Origin of the sequence: Streptococcus oralis (assembly GCF_021497885.1) — a bacterium.
Taxonomy (GTDB): domain Bacteria; phylum Bacillota; class Bacilli; order Lactobacillales; family Streptococcaceae; genus Streptococcus; species Streptococcus oralis_BQ.
Genome location: NZ_CP046523.1, coordinates 1,604,559 through 1,620,272 on the forward strand (window position 1 = coordinate 1,604,559; position 15,714 = coordinate 1,620,272).

The 15,714-nt window shown below is 33.7% G+C and carries 17 protein-coding genes and 1 pseudogene; 6 read left to right on the forward strand and 12 right to left on the reverse strand.

The annotated features are described in order from the left end of the window. Positions 1-61: 61 nt before the first annotated feature. The 9 genes from GOM48_RS08065 to GOM48_RS08105 form a co-directional block, all read right to left on the reverse strand. Positions 62-355, reverse strand: a complete 294-nt coding sequence (locus tag GOM48_RS08065) for a DUF5960 family protein (RefSeq protein ID WP_049490283.1) — start codon at positions 353-355, stop codon at positions 62-64. Further along, positions 348-710, reverse strand: a complete 363-nt coding sequence (locus GOM48_RS08070) for a hypothetical protein (RefSeq protein WP_235097088.1) — start codon at positions 708-710, stop codon at positions 348-350. The genes GOM48_RS08065 and GOM48_RS08070 overlap by 8 nt, the downstream gene beginning before the upstream one ends. Next, positions 707-2,122: a Y-family DNA polymerase gene (locus tag GOM48_RS08075; RefSeq protein ID WP_235097089.1), complete on the reverse strand. Its 1,416-nt coding sequence runs from the start codon at positions 2,120-2,122 to the stop codon at positions 707-709. The genes GOM48_RS08070 and GOM48_RS08075 overlap by 4 nt, the downstream gene beginning before the upstream one ends. Before the next feature lie 3 nt (positions 2,123-2,125). Continuing rightward, complete coding sequence (locus GOM48_RS08080; RefSeq protein WP_235097090.1) at positions 2,126-2,812, reverse strand: XRE family transcriptional regulator; 687 nt, start codon at positions 2,810-2,812, stop codon at positions 2,126-2,128. 204 nt (positions 2,813-3,016) lie between these two features. Continuing rightward, positions 3,017-3,982, reverse strand: coding sequence for a hypothetical protein (locus GOM48_RS08085; protein ID WP_235097091.1), 966 nt, complete (start codon positions 3,980-3,982; stop codon positions 3,017-3,019). Positions 3,983-4,718: 736 nt separating this feature from the next. Next, positions 4,719-5,093, reverse strand: coding sequence for a hypothetical protein (locus GOM48_RS08090; protein WP_235097092.1), 375 nt, complete (start codon positions 5,091-5,093; stop codon positions 4,719-4,721). A 13-nt stretch (positions 5,094-5,106) separates the two neighbouring features. After that, positions 5,107-5,838, reverse strand: coding sequence for a hypothetical protein (locus GOM48_RS08095; protein WP_235097093.1), 732 nt, complete (start codon positions 5,836-5,838; stop codon positions 5,107-5,109). Then, positions 5,835-6,269, reverse strand: a complete 435-nt coding sequence (locus GOM48_RS08100; protein WP_001212196.1) for a hypothetical protein — start codon at positions 6,267-6,269, stop codon at positions 5,835-5,837. The genes GOM48_RS08095 and GOM48_RS08100 overlap by 4 nt, the downstream gene beginning before the upstream one ends. Before the next feature lie 711 nt (positions 6,270-6,980). After that, positions 6,981-8,342 (reverse strand): hypothetical protein, encoded by a 1,362-nt coding sequence (locus tag GOM48_RS08105; protein ID WP_235097094.1) that lies wholly within the window; start codon positions 8,340-8,342, stop codon positions 6,981-6,983. 251 nt (positions 8,343-8,593) lie between these two features. Here GOM48_RS08105 and GOM48_RS08110 point away from each other — a divergent pair, with 251 nt between their 5' ends. From GOM48_RS08110 to xerC, 6 genes and pseudogenes are all read left to right on the forward strand, one after another. Beyond that, positions 8,594-8,908 carry a hypothetical protein gene (locus GOM48_RS08110; protein WP_235097095.1) on the forward strand — a complete coding sequence of 105 codons (315 nt, stop codon included), beginning with the start codon at positions 8,594-8,596 and terminating at the stop codon, positions 8,906-8,908. Continuing rightward, positions 8,908-9,993 carry an AAA family ATPase gene (locus tag GOM48_RS08115; protein ID WP_235097096.1) on the forward strand — a complete coding sequence of 362 codons (1,086 nt, stop codon included), beginning with the start codon at positions 8,908-8,910 and terminating at the stop codon, positions 9,991-9,993. The genes GOM48_RS08110 and GOM48_RS08115 overlap by 1 nt, the downstream gene beginning before the upstream one ends. Then, positions 9,993-10,634: a hypothetical protein gene (locus GOM48_RS08120; protein WP_235097097.1), complete on the forward strand. Its 642-nt coding sequence runs from the start codon at positions 9,993-9,995 to the stop codon at positions 10,632-10,634. The genes GOM48_RS08115 and GOM48_RS08120 overlap by 1 nt, the downstream gene beginning before the upstream one ends. 93 nt (positions 10,635-10,727) lie before the next feature. Then, complete coding sequence (locus tag GOM48_RS08125; RefSeq protein ID WP_235097098.1) at positions 10,728-11,327, forward strand: replication protein; 600 nt, start codon at positions 10,728-10,730, stop codon at positions 11,325-11,327. Further along, positions 11,318-11,581, forward strand: a complete 264-nt coding sequence (locus tag GOM48_RS08130) for a helix-turn-helix domain-containing protein (protein ID WP_235097099.1) — start codon at positions 11,318-11,320, stop codon at positions 11,579-11,581. The genes GOM48_RS08125 and GOM48_RS08130 overlap by 10 nt, the downstream gene beginning before the upstream one ends. 66 nt (positions 11,582-11,647) lie before the next feature. Next, positions 11,648-12,865 (forward strand): annotated as a pseudogene (xerC, locus tag GOM48_RS08135) (site-specific integrase). A gap of 548 nt (positions 12,866-13,413) precedes the next feature. Here xerC and GOM48_RS08140 read toward each other — a convergent pair. The 3 genes from GOM48_RS08140 to GOM48_RS08150 form a co-directional block, all read right to left on the reverse strand. After that, entirely contained in the window at positions 13,414-14,415 is a 1,002-nt protein-coding gene (locus tag GOM48_RS08140; RefSeq protein ID WP_235097100.1) for a LacI family DNA-binding transcriptional regulator, read from the reverse strand. A 129-nt stretch (positions 14,416-14,544) separates the two neighbouring features. Further along, entirely contained in the window at positions 14,545-14,907 is a 363-nt protein-coding gene (locus GOM48_RS08145; RefSeq protein WP_235097101.1) for a hypothetical protein, read from the reverse strand. Positions 14,908-15,001: 94 nt separating this feature from the next. Continuing rightward, a complete protein-coding gene (locus tag GOM48_RS08150; RefSeq protein ID WP_195216408.1) occupies positions 15,002-15,712 on the reverse strand; it encodes an MgtC/SapB family protein in 711 nt (236 codons plus the stop codon). Between the last annotated feature and the right edge of the window lie 2 nt (positions 15,713-15,714).

The window sequence follows — 15,714 nt, forward strand, 5'->3', positions numbered from 1 at the left end:
GAGATTTTCTGACGTTCACAAGCCATCTTTCCTAAATCAAACTTCCCTCTTCCACACCTAGTCACTGACTACTATTTTTGAGTCCAGCGTATGCATAGGTTCGATTTCTGGGGCACTCTTTTTCCGTTACCACCCTAAAATAAAAGCGATGCTCCCGCCCATCCTTGGCGTTTTCCTTGTTTAAAACAAAGTAGTTCTTCTGATTCATCGCCATGGTTCGTAGGATGTCATCGATCAAGAAAGTCAGTGGCACATTCATGGCAGAGTATTTTTGAAAATCCTCTTCAAAACGAATATAGGCATCTGAAAAATAATCCATCTGCAGTTTGTTTTCATACAACTCTTTTCTAGTCATACACTCCCTCCTCCCACAGTCGAATTTCGAGGACATCTACAATCTCTATCAGTCTATAGCCCTCATTGGTCCTAATAGATAGAGTTTGAGGTGATAATTCGCTTACCTTGCCGACGATAGTCGTTTTTTGTTTCTTTTCCTTGACTACAAAGTATCCCTTTAGTTGCCCGACATAAAGTTGCGAAAGCAAGAGCAACTTCTCAACGGGATTCAAACTCGTCGAAAAAGCAACCCGATTTCTTTCTTCACCGAGTGAACTAGTATGCTCTGAGAGGAAAAAGCCCATCCACTTCTGCATCCCTGGATCTTGATAGTCACGCGCAGATTGAAAGGGTAAATAAGAACGATCAATCATTTTAGTCCATCTAATCCTCCAGCAGAATGCCCCCCAATTAGCTTGCTTCTAGCAAGACTCCTAGAGGCTTCTTCCAGTGCATTGGCCTTTAAGAGGGAGGTGAAACCAAATTGTTCCCGAATGGCATCAATAGCCGTCTGGAGCCTTTCTTCTTTTTCTAACTTGTCAACATTATCAAAGAGGGAGATCAAGCCAAAGGACTCGTCCACAAATCCTGAATAGTTGACTCCGACACTTCTGACCGCTCCAGAAGTGTATTTGTTATGAAATAGCTTCAAAACATAATCCGTTAAGATAGCTGTATTATTGGTCGGTTCGACCTTCATTTGTGTGTGAATAGACGGCCTGACCTCCTGTTTAGAGAAACCAACATAGAGAGAGACAAGGGTTGTTTTCTTGCCCGCCCTTCTCAGTCTAATAGCCACCTGCTCCGCCATTTCTCGGAGAATAATTTCGATATCCCGTAGCTTCACGTAGTCTCTCGGCAAGATTTGAGAATTTCCTAACCCTTGGGACTTGGCTTTATAGGGCCTGTGAACATTGCTCTCATCAATCCCGTTAGCATGAAACCACAAACGCAGGCCAGCCTGACCAAGTGTTTTCTGTAGCTGGTCTGGATTACTGGTGGCCAATTCTCTGATGGAAAAAATCCCCAGAGTATGCAAGCGTTTCTCCATCCGCCTGCCAATCCCCCAAAAGTCCGTCATATTGGGAATGGCCCAAACCTTCTCTTCCACATCCTGGTAAGACCAGTTGGCCCTCATGGTCGGAGTGTGCTTGGCCTCATTATCCAGAGCCAACTTGGCCAGTAAGGGATTGGCATTGGACATACCCACCGTAGAGTAGATCCCTGTATGCCTCCAAATATCCCTCTGGATGCGAGCAGAAAGCAGATCCAGCTTGTCTTTGCGAGAGAGACTCTTATCTGGGATGAAATAGTTGAGCGAACTAGTCAGATCAATAAAGCCCTCATCGATAGAGTAGGGATAAATATCATCTGGACTACCATAATTTTGAAAGATTCGCTGGATTTCCATATTGACCGCTATGTACTCATCCATCCTAGGAGGCACAATCAAAGTCACTTGAGCCCAATCTTCGATGTAGCGAACATAGTCTGAGTCAGTAGGCAAGCCTTGCTTTCGAGCATTGCAATAAGAAAATTTGCGCGTTTTGATATCAAAAGGCAGATCATAGGCCCGACCAACATTGGACTTGCCAAAAATCTTCTTAAACATGGGAGAGGAAGCTAGCATAAGACCAGTAGAATTATCCGCGCGACTCATGACACAAAGCGAGGTCTTCAGCGGATGCAAGCCCCGTTTCACACACTCAACGCTGGCATAAAAGGATTTCATGTCGACAAAGGCAATGTCACTTTTGGGCTCTCTGGAATAATCAAAGTAGCCCATAGGCTAGCCCTCCATTGGCACAAAATTCCCAACGATAATCCCCACAATCCGAGGATCTTCTTCATAGGATATGAAAATGTCCTTGTATTTAGGATTGATCGATACCAGACGCAAGCCATCTTCCTCCCGATAAACCCGTTTGATATAGGTCTGGTTGTTGCAGACCACTGCATAAACTGCCCCGTCATAGTCAAATCCCGTCTCTCGAATCAGAGCCACCGAACCATTTTGATATTTAGGTTCCATAGAGTCCCCAGCCACCCAGGACGCAAAATCATGGGCCAACTCCTCGTTAAAGTAGACCGTATCAAAATTCTTGTCATCGTAGACCGAAGCCCCGATCCCTGCTGACATGCGTTCGTAGACACGGTACTCATAGAGGCGCTCTGGCATGGTCGCCACCTTCTGAGTTTGTTCCTCTTGAGCTAGGTTGCGAGCATAAAGCACAATCTTGTCCTTCCCTTGCTTGGAGAGGCTATTGTAGAGACGAACAATCTCGATCTGAGTGAAATATCCCTTTGCCACCTTTAAAATATTCTCTAGCTGAGCAACCTTCTCCTTGGATGGTTCCTTAATTCCACGTTCCCAAGCCGAGTAAGCCTGAAAACTAATTCCTAATTCCTCTGCAATTTCCTTCTGTGTCAATTTTAACTCTTTTCTCCGAGCCTTGAGTTTTTCTGGTTGGTACATGATTCACCCCCTAGTGTGATGTTTTATTGAGAATATCTCTCTTAGAAAGACAAATCGATTGTTGAGCTCATATTTCTGAAATTCAACCAATTTGGTTTAGTTTTATTATATAAAAAAAGTGGACGATTGTCCACTGGGAAAATCAAATTTTAACAACTGCACCTGGAAATTATGAACAAAAAACTGGACTAGACCTAGCGACTCCTACTCTAATTTTTGCAACAGCTTTACAACTTGACGATTATCAATCCTCACATAGTATACACCACTATCACTGACAAGTTTATCCTCTTTATACTTAGCAATTTTTACAGCATAAAGGCCTCGTGGTAGGGGTTGGTTGGCAAAAAATTCCTTCATGAGCCTTTCAAGCTCTTTAAGATAGTCAGCATACAAGAGATCTCTTTTTTCCTTCGGAACGAAATACTGAAATTCAAATGTTGGTATAAAAATCTCTTTTTGGAAAAGATATTGAGCATCCATGGGATACATTCCTTGCAGAGCTTGGCCCTTGCTTTGATTTTCCTCTAATATTTCATTATAAAGATAGATATTATCAGATTGGTTATTAAATTCAAAACCAATACCTTGATACTTCAAATCAGGAAGTTTAGGATCCTTGATTGAACTGTCCAGTGTTTTTAAAAATTCGCCGGTGCTTGGACTAACCTCAATACCTAAATAGGCTAATTCTGGGAAAACATCATAAATTTTTTTATAATTCTTGTAATCAACCTCTGCATCTGTCTTTCTATATGTTTTATTTTCCGAAAAGCGAGTATAGTATTTAAATCGAGTTTTAACCTGATAGGTTTTTCCGGCTATATTTTCACTGTAGGTACCATGGATTATAAATCCTCCCACGCTTGTATAGTTTTTCTCGTATTCCTCTAACTCAAACTGTCCTGTAAGACCGTAATTTTGATAAGAACGATGCACAGCTTGCTCAAGTTCAGTTCGACTTGCATGGGCAAATAGCCCCCACATATCCATTAGAGCAAGAATAGGACTAAGCACTGTGAAGATTACGATTGGGATTACTATGGATAAGCAACCTATTAATAGCCAATTTCTTTTCTTGGCCTTTCCTTCAGATTTTTTAGCAGTTTTCTGTCTCCTTTTTAAGATTAGAATGAGCAAACCCAAAAGCACTAATACCAATAAAACCAATCTACAATCCCCTTTTTATTTTGGATAGCTATTAACAGGTGTATAGGAGACTGACAGAAATACTCGTCTCACCTGCTAACTTATCCTGAAATCCATAAACTCGTCTGAAACGAGGAACAATCCTTATCCCATTATACCACATGGGCAATATCGTGAGAAGATGAGAAAAACAAAAAACACCCCATGGTGTGAACCATGAAGTGTTGAAAATGCTGTATTGTAGCTGGTTCTTAACGTTTAGAAGCAACTGACTTTGTCAGATTGCAGCCGTATTTGTAAGTGGCTAAAGCCCCAACAACTACGTCAATTGCACCAATTTAGTATGAAAATATAAAAAAGAACACCTCGAAAGGTGCTCTTGGTAAGTATAGTAATTCTTTCGAATTAACGTTTACTAAATTGTGATGCTTTACGATTTCTTAAAACCTGGTTGGGGCACCACTTATTTCATCTAATTTCAAAATGCTTTAAAATCAACATTTTCATAAGTTTTTAAAAATTAAAATTTCAATTAATTTCAATCACTTTCATTAAAACAAGGTAAACTTTCATTAAAAATAAAATAAAATCGAACCAGAATATCAAAAGTTTACCTTATTTAATTTTTACAGAAGTGGAATAGTGGGCCATTACGTTTCAGTAGAAACGAAAAAACCTTGATTTAAGACGCTCCGTAAACAAAAAGAAATTGAAGAAACAAAAAGTCTGCCACATTACGTGAAACAGACTTCTCGTATCATAATTTAGGAAGGTCATCTAAGCTAGTCATAGAGTTCATAATGTTTTCAATTATTATCTTATTCAGAAGCTCATATTGTTCATGAACTTTATCAATTATTTCTTTTTCGTCATCATTTGATGAAAAATCAACTAATTCAAGTAAAACATCAATTTCAATATCCAGTCGTCTGAACTCTTTACCTGCTCGCCTTGATTCTGTTGAAGTATTAACTGTAACTAAAATTTTGTTGTCTTCCAAAACAGGAATATAAGAAAAATCATTTTTAGTTTTAATATCTTCAGGAGCTTCCTCTAGTGGTTCTTTAAGGCTATCCTCGTTTATAGTATAATTTAATTTGTTAATTCTTTTAAATAAAATATCAATTTTCATTATATTTTCCTTTTTAACTACAAAAATGAATAGTTTCTTGTTTTTTTGTAGCCATTATCTTAGTTAATTCATCGTTATGTGTCATTTTTACTATTGAATTTTCACTTGAAGTTTTATATCCACTATCTTTAATGGATTGTTGCATAATATTTGAAATTTCGGAATGACTATTTTTTTCGTACGAATCAGTCTTATTAGTAAATGGAATTATCCTATTCGTTTTGGTCAAACTATTCAATTCTCTATTGAAAATATAGGGATTTGTAGCACTTGATACAGTCAGTTCTGATATTTTTGTATTTGCTGCAACTGCATTTTGATATTTTTGTTTAGTAAATTCAATGTTTATTTCTTTGTTAATTTTATCTTTAAAAACTTCTATTTCCTTATTGTTTAACTTTAAAAATACACCCTCATCAACCAAATCTTCTTTATTTAATATCTCAATTTGTCTAACAATATCATCTTCTATATTTTCTCCAGATTGGATTTCCCATTTTTTATTAGATGAATTCATAAAATCTCGAATTGTTAGTGTATTGTTCAACAATTCGAGAATATTTTTTCTATTAACTTGGACAACATAATAGTTTAAATCCTCAGTATCCGTACATTGAACAGCGTATATAACTCCATTTTTATCTCTACATAGAAAAAATATAGGAATTTCATTGAAGTGCACTAAACTTATCTGTAAATATAAATCATTCCCATCTATTTTAAAGCATAATATTTTATCATTCATTTTGATTCCTCTTGTAATATATATTGAAATATTTCCCATGGTTTAGCATCTGCTTCTAACCATAAATTTATATGACTACTGTCATCTCTTCCAATTGGACCAAAGTAATTTGTATCACTACTTATTTTACTTTCAGCTATAAATTTAGTAGGCTTTGGGAAATAAAGTGCCCGTTCTAAGTCTTGAATATCTGTAAATACCGAACAACTGTATGAACTTAGTTCTAGTTCATCTACTTTTATTCCTCTAGCTTTTTTAGATTTTTCCATCTGAGAAAGAAAATCATTTTCGTTCAAATCAGAAGGTGTTTTGTCTTTTCTAGTTATTCCACGATATACTTTTATTTCTTCATATTTATATTCTATTTTAGCATCATCTAAAGTTACAATTTTATTATCTAAGGCACTTTGTAACGTATCTCTGAATCTCACAATTATTTTTCCCTGAATTATTATTTGTACATACTCTATTATATCAAAATAATCTGTTTTATGCTCTATTTTTTTCTATTAATAAAAAGAAGAATATGTATACTGTACATTTGGAAGAATAGTTTATGAATATTCTATAGCCAGCTAACTAAAAATATAAAATATTCTACATTTAAGAAAATAGAAATCAGTATAAATTTTCGGAAGAGAGGATATTATATAACTTAATTTATTACATTGAGAACATAAGAATTTTATAAGGGGCGTTTGTGAGTATAATATTGGACATGGTATTGCTAGCTATATTGAAATTTGAGTAGATTTAACACTATTAAAAGTAAGTATGTCCTTCCCAAACAAGACCATATTTTGGATGTGGAGAAATCGAACTAATTTTTCTATATCCTCATTTTGGTATCTTCATGAGCTTTTACCAACGGACTTTTGACGTATTGAATTACTTCAGCTTTTTCATTTTTTTGTGAACGTTCTTTAAATTGCTCGACTATTATAAAATACTCTCCTATAACTTTTTAAAAATTACTAATTAACATCTAAGACCAATTATCTCCATATAAAATAATTAATGCTACTATTATATCACGAACTACTTATTTTAGTGAAAATATATGCTACTATATTTAATTAAATTAAGAAGGTAGAGATAGCATTAAAGTAAATATTTTTATTAAAGATAAATTTAAAGATAAATTAATAAACTTGTGCTTTCTCAATGTAACAAATATCTGGCTCTTTTAAAATTTTGCACTTGCATAGATTGTATTGCAATTTTAAATTTTCATGAATTTCAATTGTAGCTTCTAGCTTGTCATCACAATGTCTACAAAATAAATCTGCAGAGGCATAATAATCTGAAACATTTTTATTTAAAAATTCTTCATCAATTAAATTGGAAAATCGACAGTTAGAACACTGGATAAGAAAAGGTGAAGTGAATCTAGGTTCATACTCATCACTCTCATCTTCTCCCTTAGTAAATAGCTCAATATTATTTTCTTTAAGTCTTTCTAATACCTTCTTATCCTCTTTGTCAATCTCCACTTGAATATTTTCTAATGCATCAGCAAATATCAACACTTCATTTCCAAATCTATACCTCAAATCAAATAATTTTTGGTTTGGATTTTCTATATAATTAGATTTACTTTTATCGAATTCAATATTATATGAATCTTTCAATAAGCTTCGAACTATTTCCCCATATGACACATCTGAGATAGTACTATATTTACAGTTAAGATAACCTCGTTCATAAATGAACTCAAAATACTGACTTATCAGTGTATCGGTATTAAGTAATAGCTTTTTATCCTTAAAGAATTTTGCCGTTATATTTTCAAAATTATTTATAGGTCCAAATTGACTGTAGAGTTGTAAATTTATTTTATCCAATAATCTGATAGTTGAATTCCAGAAAATTTCTGCAAAGTCAGAGTCCATTAGTAATTTTTGCCTATTATATTGCTTACTAATATCTATCTCTTGATACATTCTATAGGATTTAATAGGGAGTTCACAATTTAAATAATCCAACCAAGAGGATTCTCTAGATTCATGGCTTGTTTCTATAAATTGGTAGCTCTCTTTTTTAGAGATATATTTTGAAAATGGAATATAATCTACAAATGTATCAATAATTTTTTCATAATGTGAATCCATTATAAAAGCATCTTCTAGCATTTTATTAAAAAAGAATAAAAATTTATTATCAGCAATATACAAAAATTCTTCTTTATTTATTCCTCTGACTTTTTTAAATCCAAAAAATAATTCAATTGAATCCTTCGACATATTCTCACTAATAAATTTTAATTGCATATCTGTTAATATTTTAGGGTCGTTTTTATACCTACTAAAAACCTGTGACGAACTATTCTTAGAATTACCATAGTAGGGTTCCCAGAGTCCCATCTTATCTTCCGCTCTATCTAATTCTGCATTATATAACAATTCGTAGCTATAAAGTTCATTTTCTTTAATATAAGAAAATATATCATTCCGCAGTTGTTCGCTCAAAAAATCTGACGAAGTTGAAAAGAAATGACGGTCCATAATTTCTCCTTATATATTTTTATTTTTAAAAACACAAAAATAATGTAATGAAAAAATAGAAAAAAGCGATTTGTTTTAACAATATTATATACTTTTGTTTTCAGATAATCAAAAAATAGTCTATTTCATATAACTTGTTTTTGCTGTAAACTATCATTGTAAACATATAGCTTCTCGTTGCTATCTCTTAAGTATCATAGCGAGAGTGATACTTATCAATAATTTCTAAATTAGAATACGAGGTAACTCTTATGAAAACACGTAATCGCAAAGGTGGCTATTCAACTATTACCGCTAATGAATACATTGATAACAAACAAGGCATTTACTGCTTAAGTACGGAACTTGAACCACAGCAACTCTTTGAGGATGGAAAACCTACTGGCGAAATCGTCGCTTACAAGGCAACCTTCATCCAAGAAGGACTCGAACCGTTCCAAGTTAAGTTTGAAGACAAAATTAAGCTACCTGATTTCATGAGTTTGATTCAATTCGATAACCTTCAAGCCGTTGAAGTACGCTATATCGTTTACTTTAAAGCTGATGGCATTAAGGAGGTTAAATAATGGTATCGAAAACAGATGCCGTCTTGCAATCATACTTGATCCAGAGCCTTAATATGGCTCTTGGAGCCTTGATGCAAGGCGAAACAAGTTATACAAACAGTTTTAACATCGCCATCCAAGAAAACGGTTTCATCTTCATCCCACGACTTCCCTGTGCCTATATTTTAGATGATGAACTCTATAATAAAATTTTCTTGATTGCTAACGCATCCCTATACCCACATTATACTTTATTGAAGCAAAATACAACATACTTTGTTCCTCTAAAAACGGATGATATCCATGTTCAGCGAGGACTCTTCTTTCCGTGGAAGGTGGGAATTTCAAAACGATTGCTCATTCCTGACCTTGATAGATATACAACAAGTTTGCCCAAAAATCAAATTCCAATTATGGAAAATTTTTCGCTTAATCTTGATAAGGTCGATCACATTGCAATCTGTGGAAATAGTGGGTCGGGTAAATCTTATGCTCTCACCTATTTACTGAGTGTGCTCAAACACCAATCCGATTTAATTATCGTAGACCCAAAATTTGACACACCTAGTCGTTGGGCTCGTGAACATCAAATTGCAGTGATTCATCCCGTTGAAAATCGGTCTAAGTCCGACTTTGTATCAGAAATCAATGAGAAGTTGAGTCAATGCCTTGAGCTGATTCAAAAACGTCAAGCAATGCTATACGAGAATCCACGTCATGAGTTCACTCATATGACAATTGTGATTGATGAAGTTCTTGCATTATCCGAAGGAGTCAATAAGACAATTAAAGAATCGTTTTTTTCACTCTCATCTTCTATAGCACTTCTAGGACGTGCTACAAAACTTCATTTACTATTAGTTAGCCAAAGGTTCGACCATACTACCATTCCTATTTCAGTCCGTGAACAACTTAATGTCCTCATCCAGATTGGCAACATTAACAAGAAGACGACACAATTTCTATTTCCCGACCTCGACCCAGAAGGTATTGTTATCCCTACTGGACATGGAACAGGTCTGATTCAAGTGATTGATAATGAACATCCTTATCAGGTTCTTCCACTACTATGCCCAACATATTACACAAAGAAAGGAATTATTTAATGATGAAAAAATCTTACTTCATGAAGACATTCAACCTCAACATCAATCTGATTCTAGTTTCATTTCTAGCAGAATTTATAGGATGGTCTCTGGAATTTCTATCAAATCAGTTTAAACTAAATCCTCTCAGTTTTTTCGACCTCTCCCAGTTCAATAGCTATTTAGAATTAGGAAGCAAATATTCTTATACAGCATTGTCCATCCTTCTATTTATACTATTTGTTTCTGTAATGTTTGAAATTCTGAATCGATTTCGATTTGATAGTCTACTCAATTATTTTAAATCCGTATACTTTACATTGAAACTTCGTCAGTTTCTAACGCAACGTGAGAAATCAGAAAAAACAACAATGATTGACAATCAGAATATAACTACCTTCAATCCCATAAATAGTAGTTTTAATCACTGTGCACATAAGAGTGTCGTAGACATACGAAAAGATGATGTAACGATTTTTGTCAAAGTTCCTAGAGACCAGCAGGGACAAAAAATTTTGAGTGACATGACCCCGCAACTGAAAGAAGAAGTTGCAAGTCAGCATCCTGACTACTACTTTTCAGCACCAAATCGAATTCGTAATAAACTATGGTTAGTTGGTAAAAAACGACAAAAAGGGGCTATGGCTTGCGTTAAGCAGTAGCCAGATAGCCCCTGCTAGCATTATACAAGATAATTGGGGGGGAACTACGACCCCCAATTATCCTGTAATCAGTAATCAGAAAGGCATATCAAAATGACAAAAGAACAACGCTCTAGCAAGTGGACATTCCTTTTTTACAAAGAAAGTGCCCCTGCTGACTATCTTGAAATTCTTGAAGAACTACACATCCCCTTCATCCTGAGCCCTTGGCATGATAAGGATATTAACCGACAAACTGGGGAACTGAAAAAATATCACAAACACGGGGCTTTCTTCTTTGATTCTCTCAAAAGTTATAAACAAGTTTCTGAGATAATCAAGGACAAGTTGAACGGCCCTGCTCATGTAGAAATCGTACAATCACCCAAAGGACTTTTCGACTACTTCATTCATGCTGAAAGTAAGGAGAAAACTCAATATGATATAGATGATATTGAAGTTGGATGTGGTTTTAATCTCGATAAATTTCTTGTAGAAAATAACTCAGATGATTTCATGCATGAAGTTGTGGATATTATTGAGCAGAATGACTTCACAGAGTTTGAAGAACTCGTCTGGTATGCACGAGCTAATCACACACCACTTCTTGGACTTATCATTGAGCGCACCTACTTTTTTGCTAAGTATTTGGATTCACGTCGATGCAATCCAATGAGGAACCAAGATAAGAAGGAGGGTAATAAATGCAAGTAATCCTACCAGATGAGCAAATTCACCAAATTCAACTATTACTATCCAATCTTATTCAAAAAGAAATTAAACAACAATTAGAAAAAAAGCCTTTAAGTTATCCCTATTTTAACAAACAACAGACTTGCGACTATTTGGGAATTTCCAACAATACACTTGATTCATGGATTCAAAAGGGGCTTCCATCCATCAAAATTGGAAAAACAATTCGATTCCACAAAGACTCTATTGACCGCTGGTTAAACGGTAACAACTAGAAAAATCAAGATTTTTATTTTATAATGGTCATGATATTTTCTGGTTCGATACACAAGGAGAATATCATGACTATCAGTAAGACAAAAAACGGAACTTATCGCTTAAAAATCTATATCCCAATTGAAGCACGAATGCCACTTGGAATTGTCAATAGCAACTATTACGATAAGCGATTTAAAACTAGAAAGGAGGCAAGACAAGCTGAGATAGACTTGCTTACCAAGTTAAATCAAATAGAAGATAATGAATTTACAGGACTTGCAAAAGGAGATATTCTTTTCTCCGACTTCTATAACAATATCTGGTGGGACTCTTATAAAGCAGGTCAAACTACATCTACTTCTAAACCACCAAGCAGGTCAACAGTTGCTAATACCAAAACCTGTTTTGAAAAACATATACTGCCACTTCTTGGAAACTATACGATACAGTTTTTAAACCAAAATAAGCAAGTTATCCTAAATCTAATGACATCTAAGGCTAATGAATATGCGAACTTCAAATCTTTACGTAGTTATGTAATTTCCATTTTTGACTGGGCAGAAGAACTTGAGTATATAGAAGCTAATAAAGTTGCAAAAATATTAAGAAGAATAAAAGCTATTAAAAAGATTCAACTTGCAGAGTCAAAGAGAGAGGAAGATTTATATCTAACTCATGAACAACTCCAAGAATAGTTCTCAGCATTTCAAGAAGATTTAGATAATGATAAAATAACTCTGAAAGATTATGTTTTATTTTATCTCACTTTTTTCTTAGGTGATAGAAAATCTGAAACCTATGCTCTTCAATGGAAACATATCGACTTTTCAAAATCACAGATTCAGCTAATTCAAGCTTTAGATAGATATGGACAAGTAAAATCTACTAAGGGAAATAAGAAAACTATTTTCTCTATTTCTAATGACTTACTTCAGCTCCTTACCTCTTGGAAAGAACAACAAAAATATGAACTGGCAAAGTTTGGCATCATCAGTAATCCAGAACAATTTGTTTTTACATATATTGACACAAAAGGAAACATCAATAAGCCTTTACATGCTGACTATCTAAACAACAAAATGAAAAGTATTAGAAAGCGACATAAAGAGCTGACACATGCTACACCTCATAAACTACGACATACAGGAGCAACACTTGCTAAACAAGCAGGAATGAGCTTAGAAGCCATTTCTGAAGCACTAACGCATAGCGATACAGGCACAACTCAAATTTATGTCAACACCTCTAATGTAGTTCCTATGGCAGTTGGGGAATTTGCTTTAAAGTCTCTAAAACAATAAGGTAAAAATAAGGTGAACTTTGAGGTAAACTTTTTAAAAAAACACGAAAAAAGCACCCATAAGGTAAACTTTTGAGTGCTTTGAAACGTTGATATAATCGTATTGATTAACGTTTTGAGAATTGTGATGCTTTACGAGCTTTCTTAAGACCTGGTTGGATACATTTATATTTGAATAAGTTTCAAAATCCCCTTTAAATCAGCGTTTCTCCGCTTTTTTTAGAAAACTAATTTCATCTAATTTGAATAAGTTTCAATTAAATGGTGTGAATTTTACCCTAAAAATACACAAATTGAGCTAGATTTTACCAAAAAGTTCACACCATTTGAATTATTATTGTTTTGTACATTTGATATACGGAATACAATATAAATTATCGCAAATATCTTTCAATATACTCTATGAAGATACAAGGTTCTATACTGCTACAGCTTAACCAGTTATGCATCAGATAGATAGTCCAATTTCTGCAAAAAATTGATTCATAGAAATACATCTACCTACTATTTTAATATTTTATCAAATAAAAAATCGGTATTTTCTACCGATTAAAAGCTTTGTCTTCTAATAATTTTTGAAGATATTTCAACGGATTCTATATTTTCACCGTTAATGATTGCTAAAACACCTTCTATCATTTTTTGGGCTAACATAGCATAATTAGGAGAAATAGTAGACAGAGCTGGAGTATAATATTGCGAAATAGGAATATTATCGAATCCAATTATTGAAATATCATCAGGAATGGTAATCCCCTTCTCATAGCACGCACGAATCAGCCCTTGAACCTTCTCATCCCCAGAAACAAATATCATATCCGGATGATTTTGATTAGATAAATTATTTATAGCATATGAATAAACTGAATCAATTGTAGTTAAACCATAAATAACTTGCAAATCCATTAAATAATTTTTATCAGTCAAAAAAGTACGAACACCTTTTTCACGATCCTTATTAACAAGAGATTCCCCTCCCATAAGTAACAACATACTTTTAATACTCTCTTTTGTTACTAATTCCATCATATCATAAGTGGCTTGAAAATTGTTATTAGATACATAAACAACATCAGGTGTTCGAGATTCTCCAAAAACTATAAAAGGCATATTATTCTTCTGTAAATAATTAATCCGAATATCGTCTTTACTTTCATAAAATACTATTACTCCATCTATTAAGCTTCCTGTGCTTGAAATTATTGAATTCCTAATCGTATCTTCTTCACCAAAGTATTCAACAATAGCGTTTACACCAAACTCTTTACAAGTTTGTAGAACTCTATCTAGTAAAGTTTGAAACCAAATCAAGGGAAAAGAATCAATCTTTTTAACGGAAATCAAAATGTTTGTAGTTTCTTTCTTAGTCAAATTTTTTGCATATGCATTTGGAACATACGACAACTCATCAATGACTTTTTGAATAGCTCGATAAGTTTCTTCTCTTACCTTTTCACCACCGTTAATAACACGTGAAACAGTTTTTGGAGAAAAACCTGATAAATGCGCAATATCATAAATAGTTACCTTTTTATCGTTTAAATTTTTCACTTTAGTCCTCCATTTATGATTTATCTAATTTTATTATACAATATTTACTTTTTTTAACAAGAGAATTTAGAAAAATATTTTAATGTATCTTAACAAAAACTTTAATTTCAAAATTTTCTATTTTATACTCTATTCATCCGATTCAAAAAAATAACATTGACAATTAAAATTTTTATTCTTTACTATTTTTTCTACTTCACAACTGATAAACTTGTATGAAAATAACTTACCACGAAAATATAAAAAATCATTTTCGGTAAAATCCATTGAAACTATAAAAGTATCTAATAACATTTGGACATAGCAGTCTAAGATCGGAATAATCTTTTCCTTAACAATAACTTTTGATAGTATATCATCAGCAGGTAAAGAAGCCGAAAATACAATTTCACAAATATCATAAAAAGAATGAAATCTATATACTTGCACTAAAGAATTATATTCAAAATACGTTATTCTTCCACAGTCAAAATTAATATTATATACCTTCATTTATGTTTATCCTTATACTTTGCAAATAATTTTGAGTCAATTATCACCTAAAAAACAAAGAGACAAGAATAACTGCCCCTTTGTTTATTCTATATCAACTAACTTCTTCAACATAAATAACACCAACAATATTTGCTATTTCTTCCATCAGTTTAAGATGTTCAAACTTACCTGAAAGTTCTAGAGTCATAAATGATGCTATTCTTTTGTCTGGAACATCAAAATATTCAATTCTTTCAGAATTAACATCTCCAAAAGCAGTTCTTGAATCATTCAATCGAATTCCATTTTCTGCACAATAAACTAATACTCGATTATATGCCTCAGTAGATTTAACTACAATATATAATTCAATAACTTTTGAACGACTTTGAAGATATTTTTTTAAAGGCTGAAACATAGAAATCACACTCCAAACAGAAATAGCTACTAACAGAGCACCTTCATAAAAACCTACTCCAATAGCTAAACCTATTCCTGCTGAAGCCCAGATTCCTGCTGCAGTTGTCAGACCCGTAACCTTCTTTTTATCTGTGATTAGAATTGTTCCAGCTCCAAGAAAACCAACACCAGATATAACCTGAGCACCTAACCGTGTCGGATCTCCTGTTCCAAACTTATAAGATACGAATTCATTAGTCATCATAATTAAACAAGCAGCCATACAAACAATACTATGTGTACGAATACCTGCTGGTTGAGATTTACTTCCTCTTTCTAAGCCAATAATACTTCCAATGACCAAAGATAATACGACTCTAATTATAATTTCGATGTTCGATAGTCCTATGCTGGATGTTTGCATTA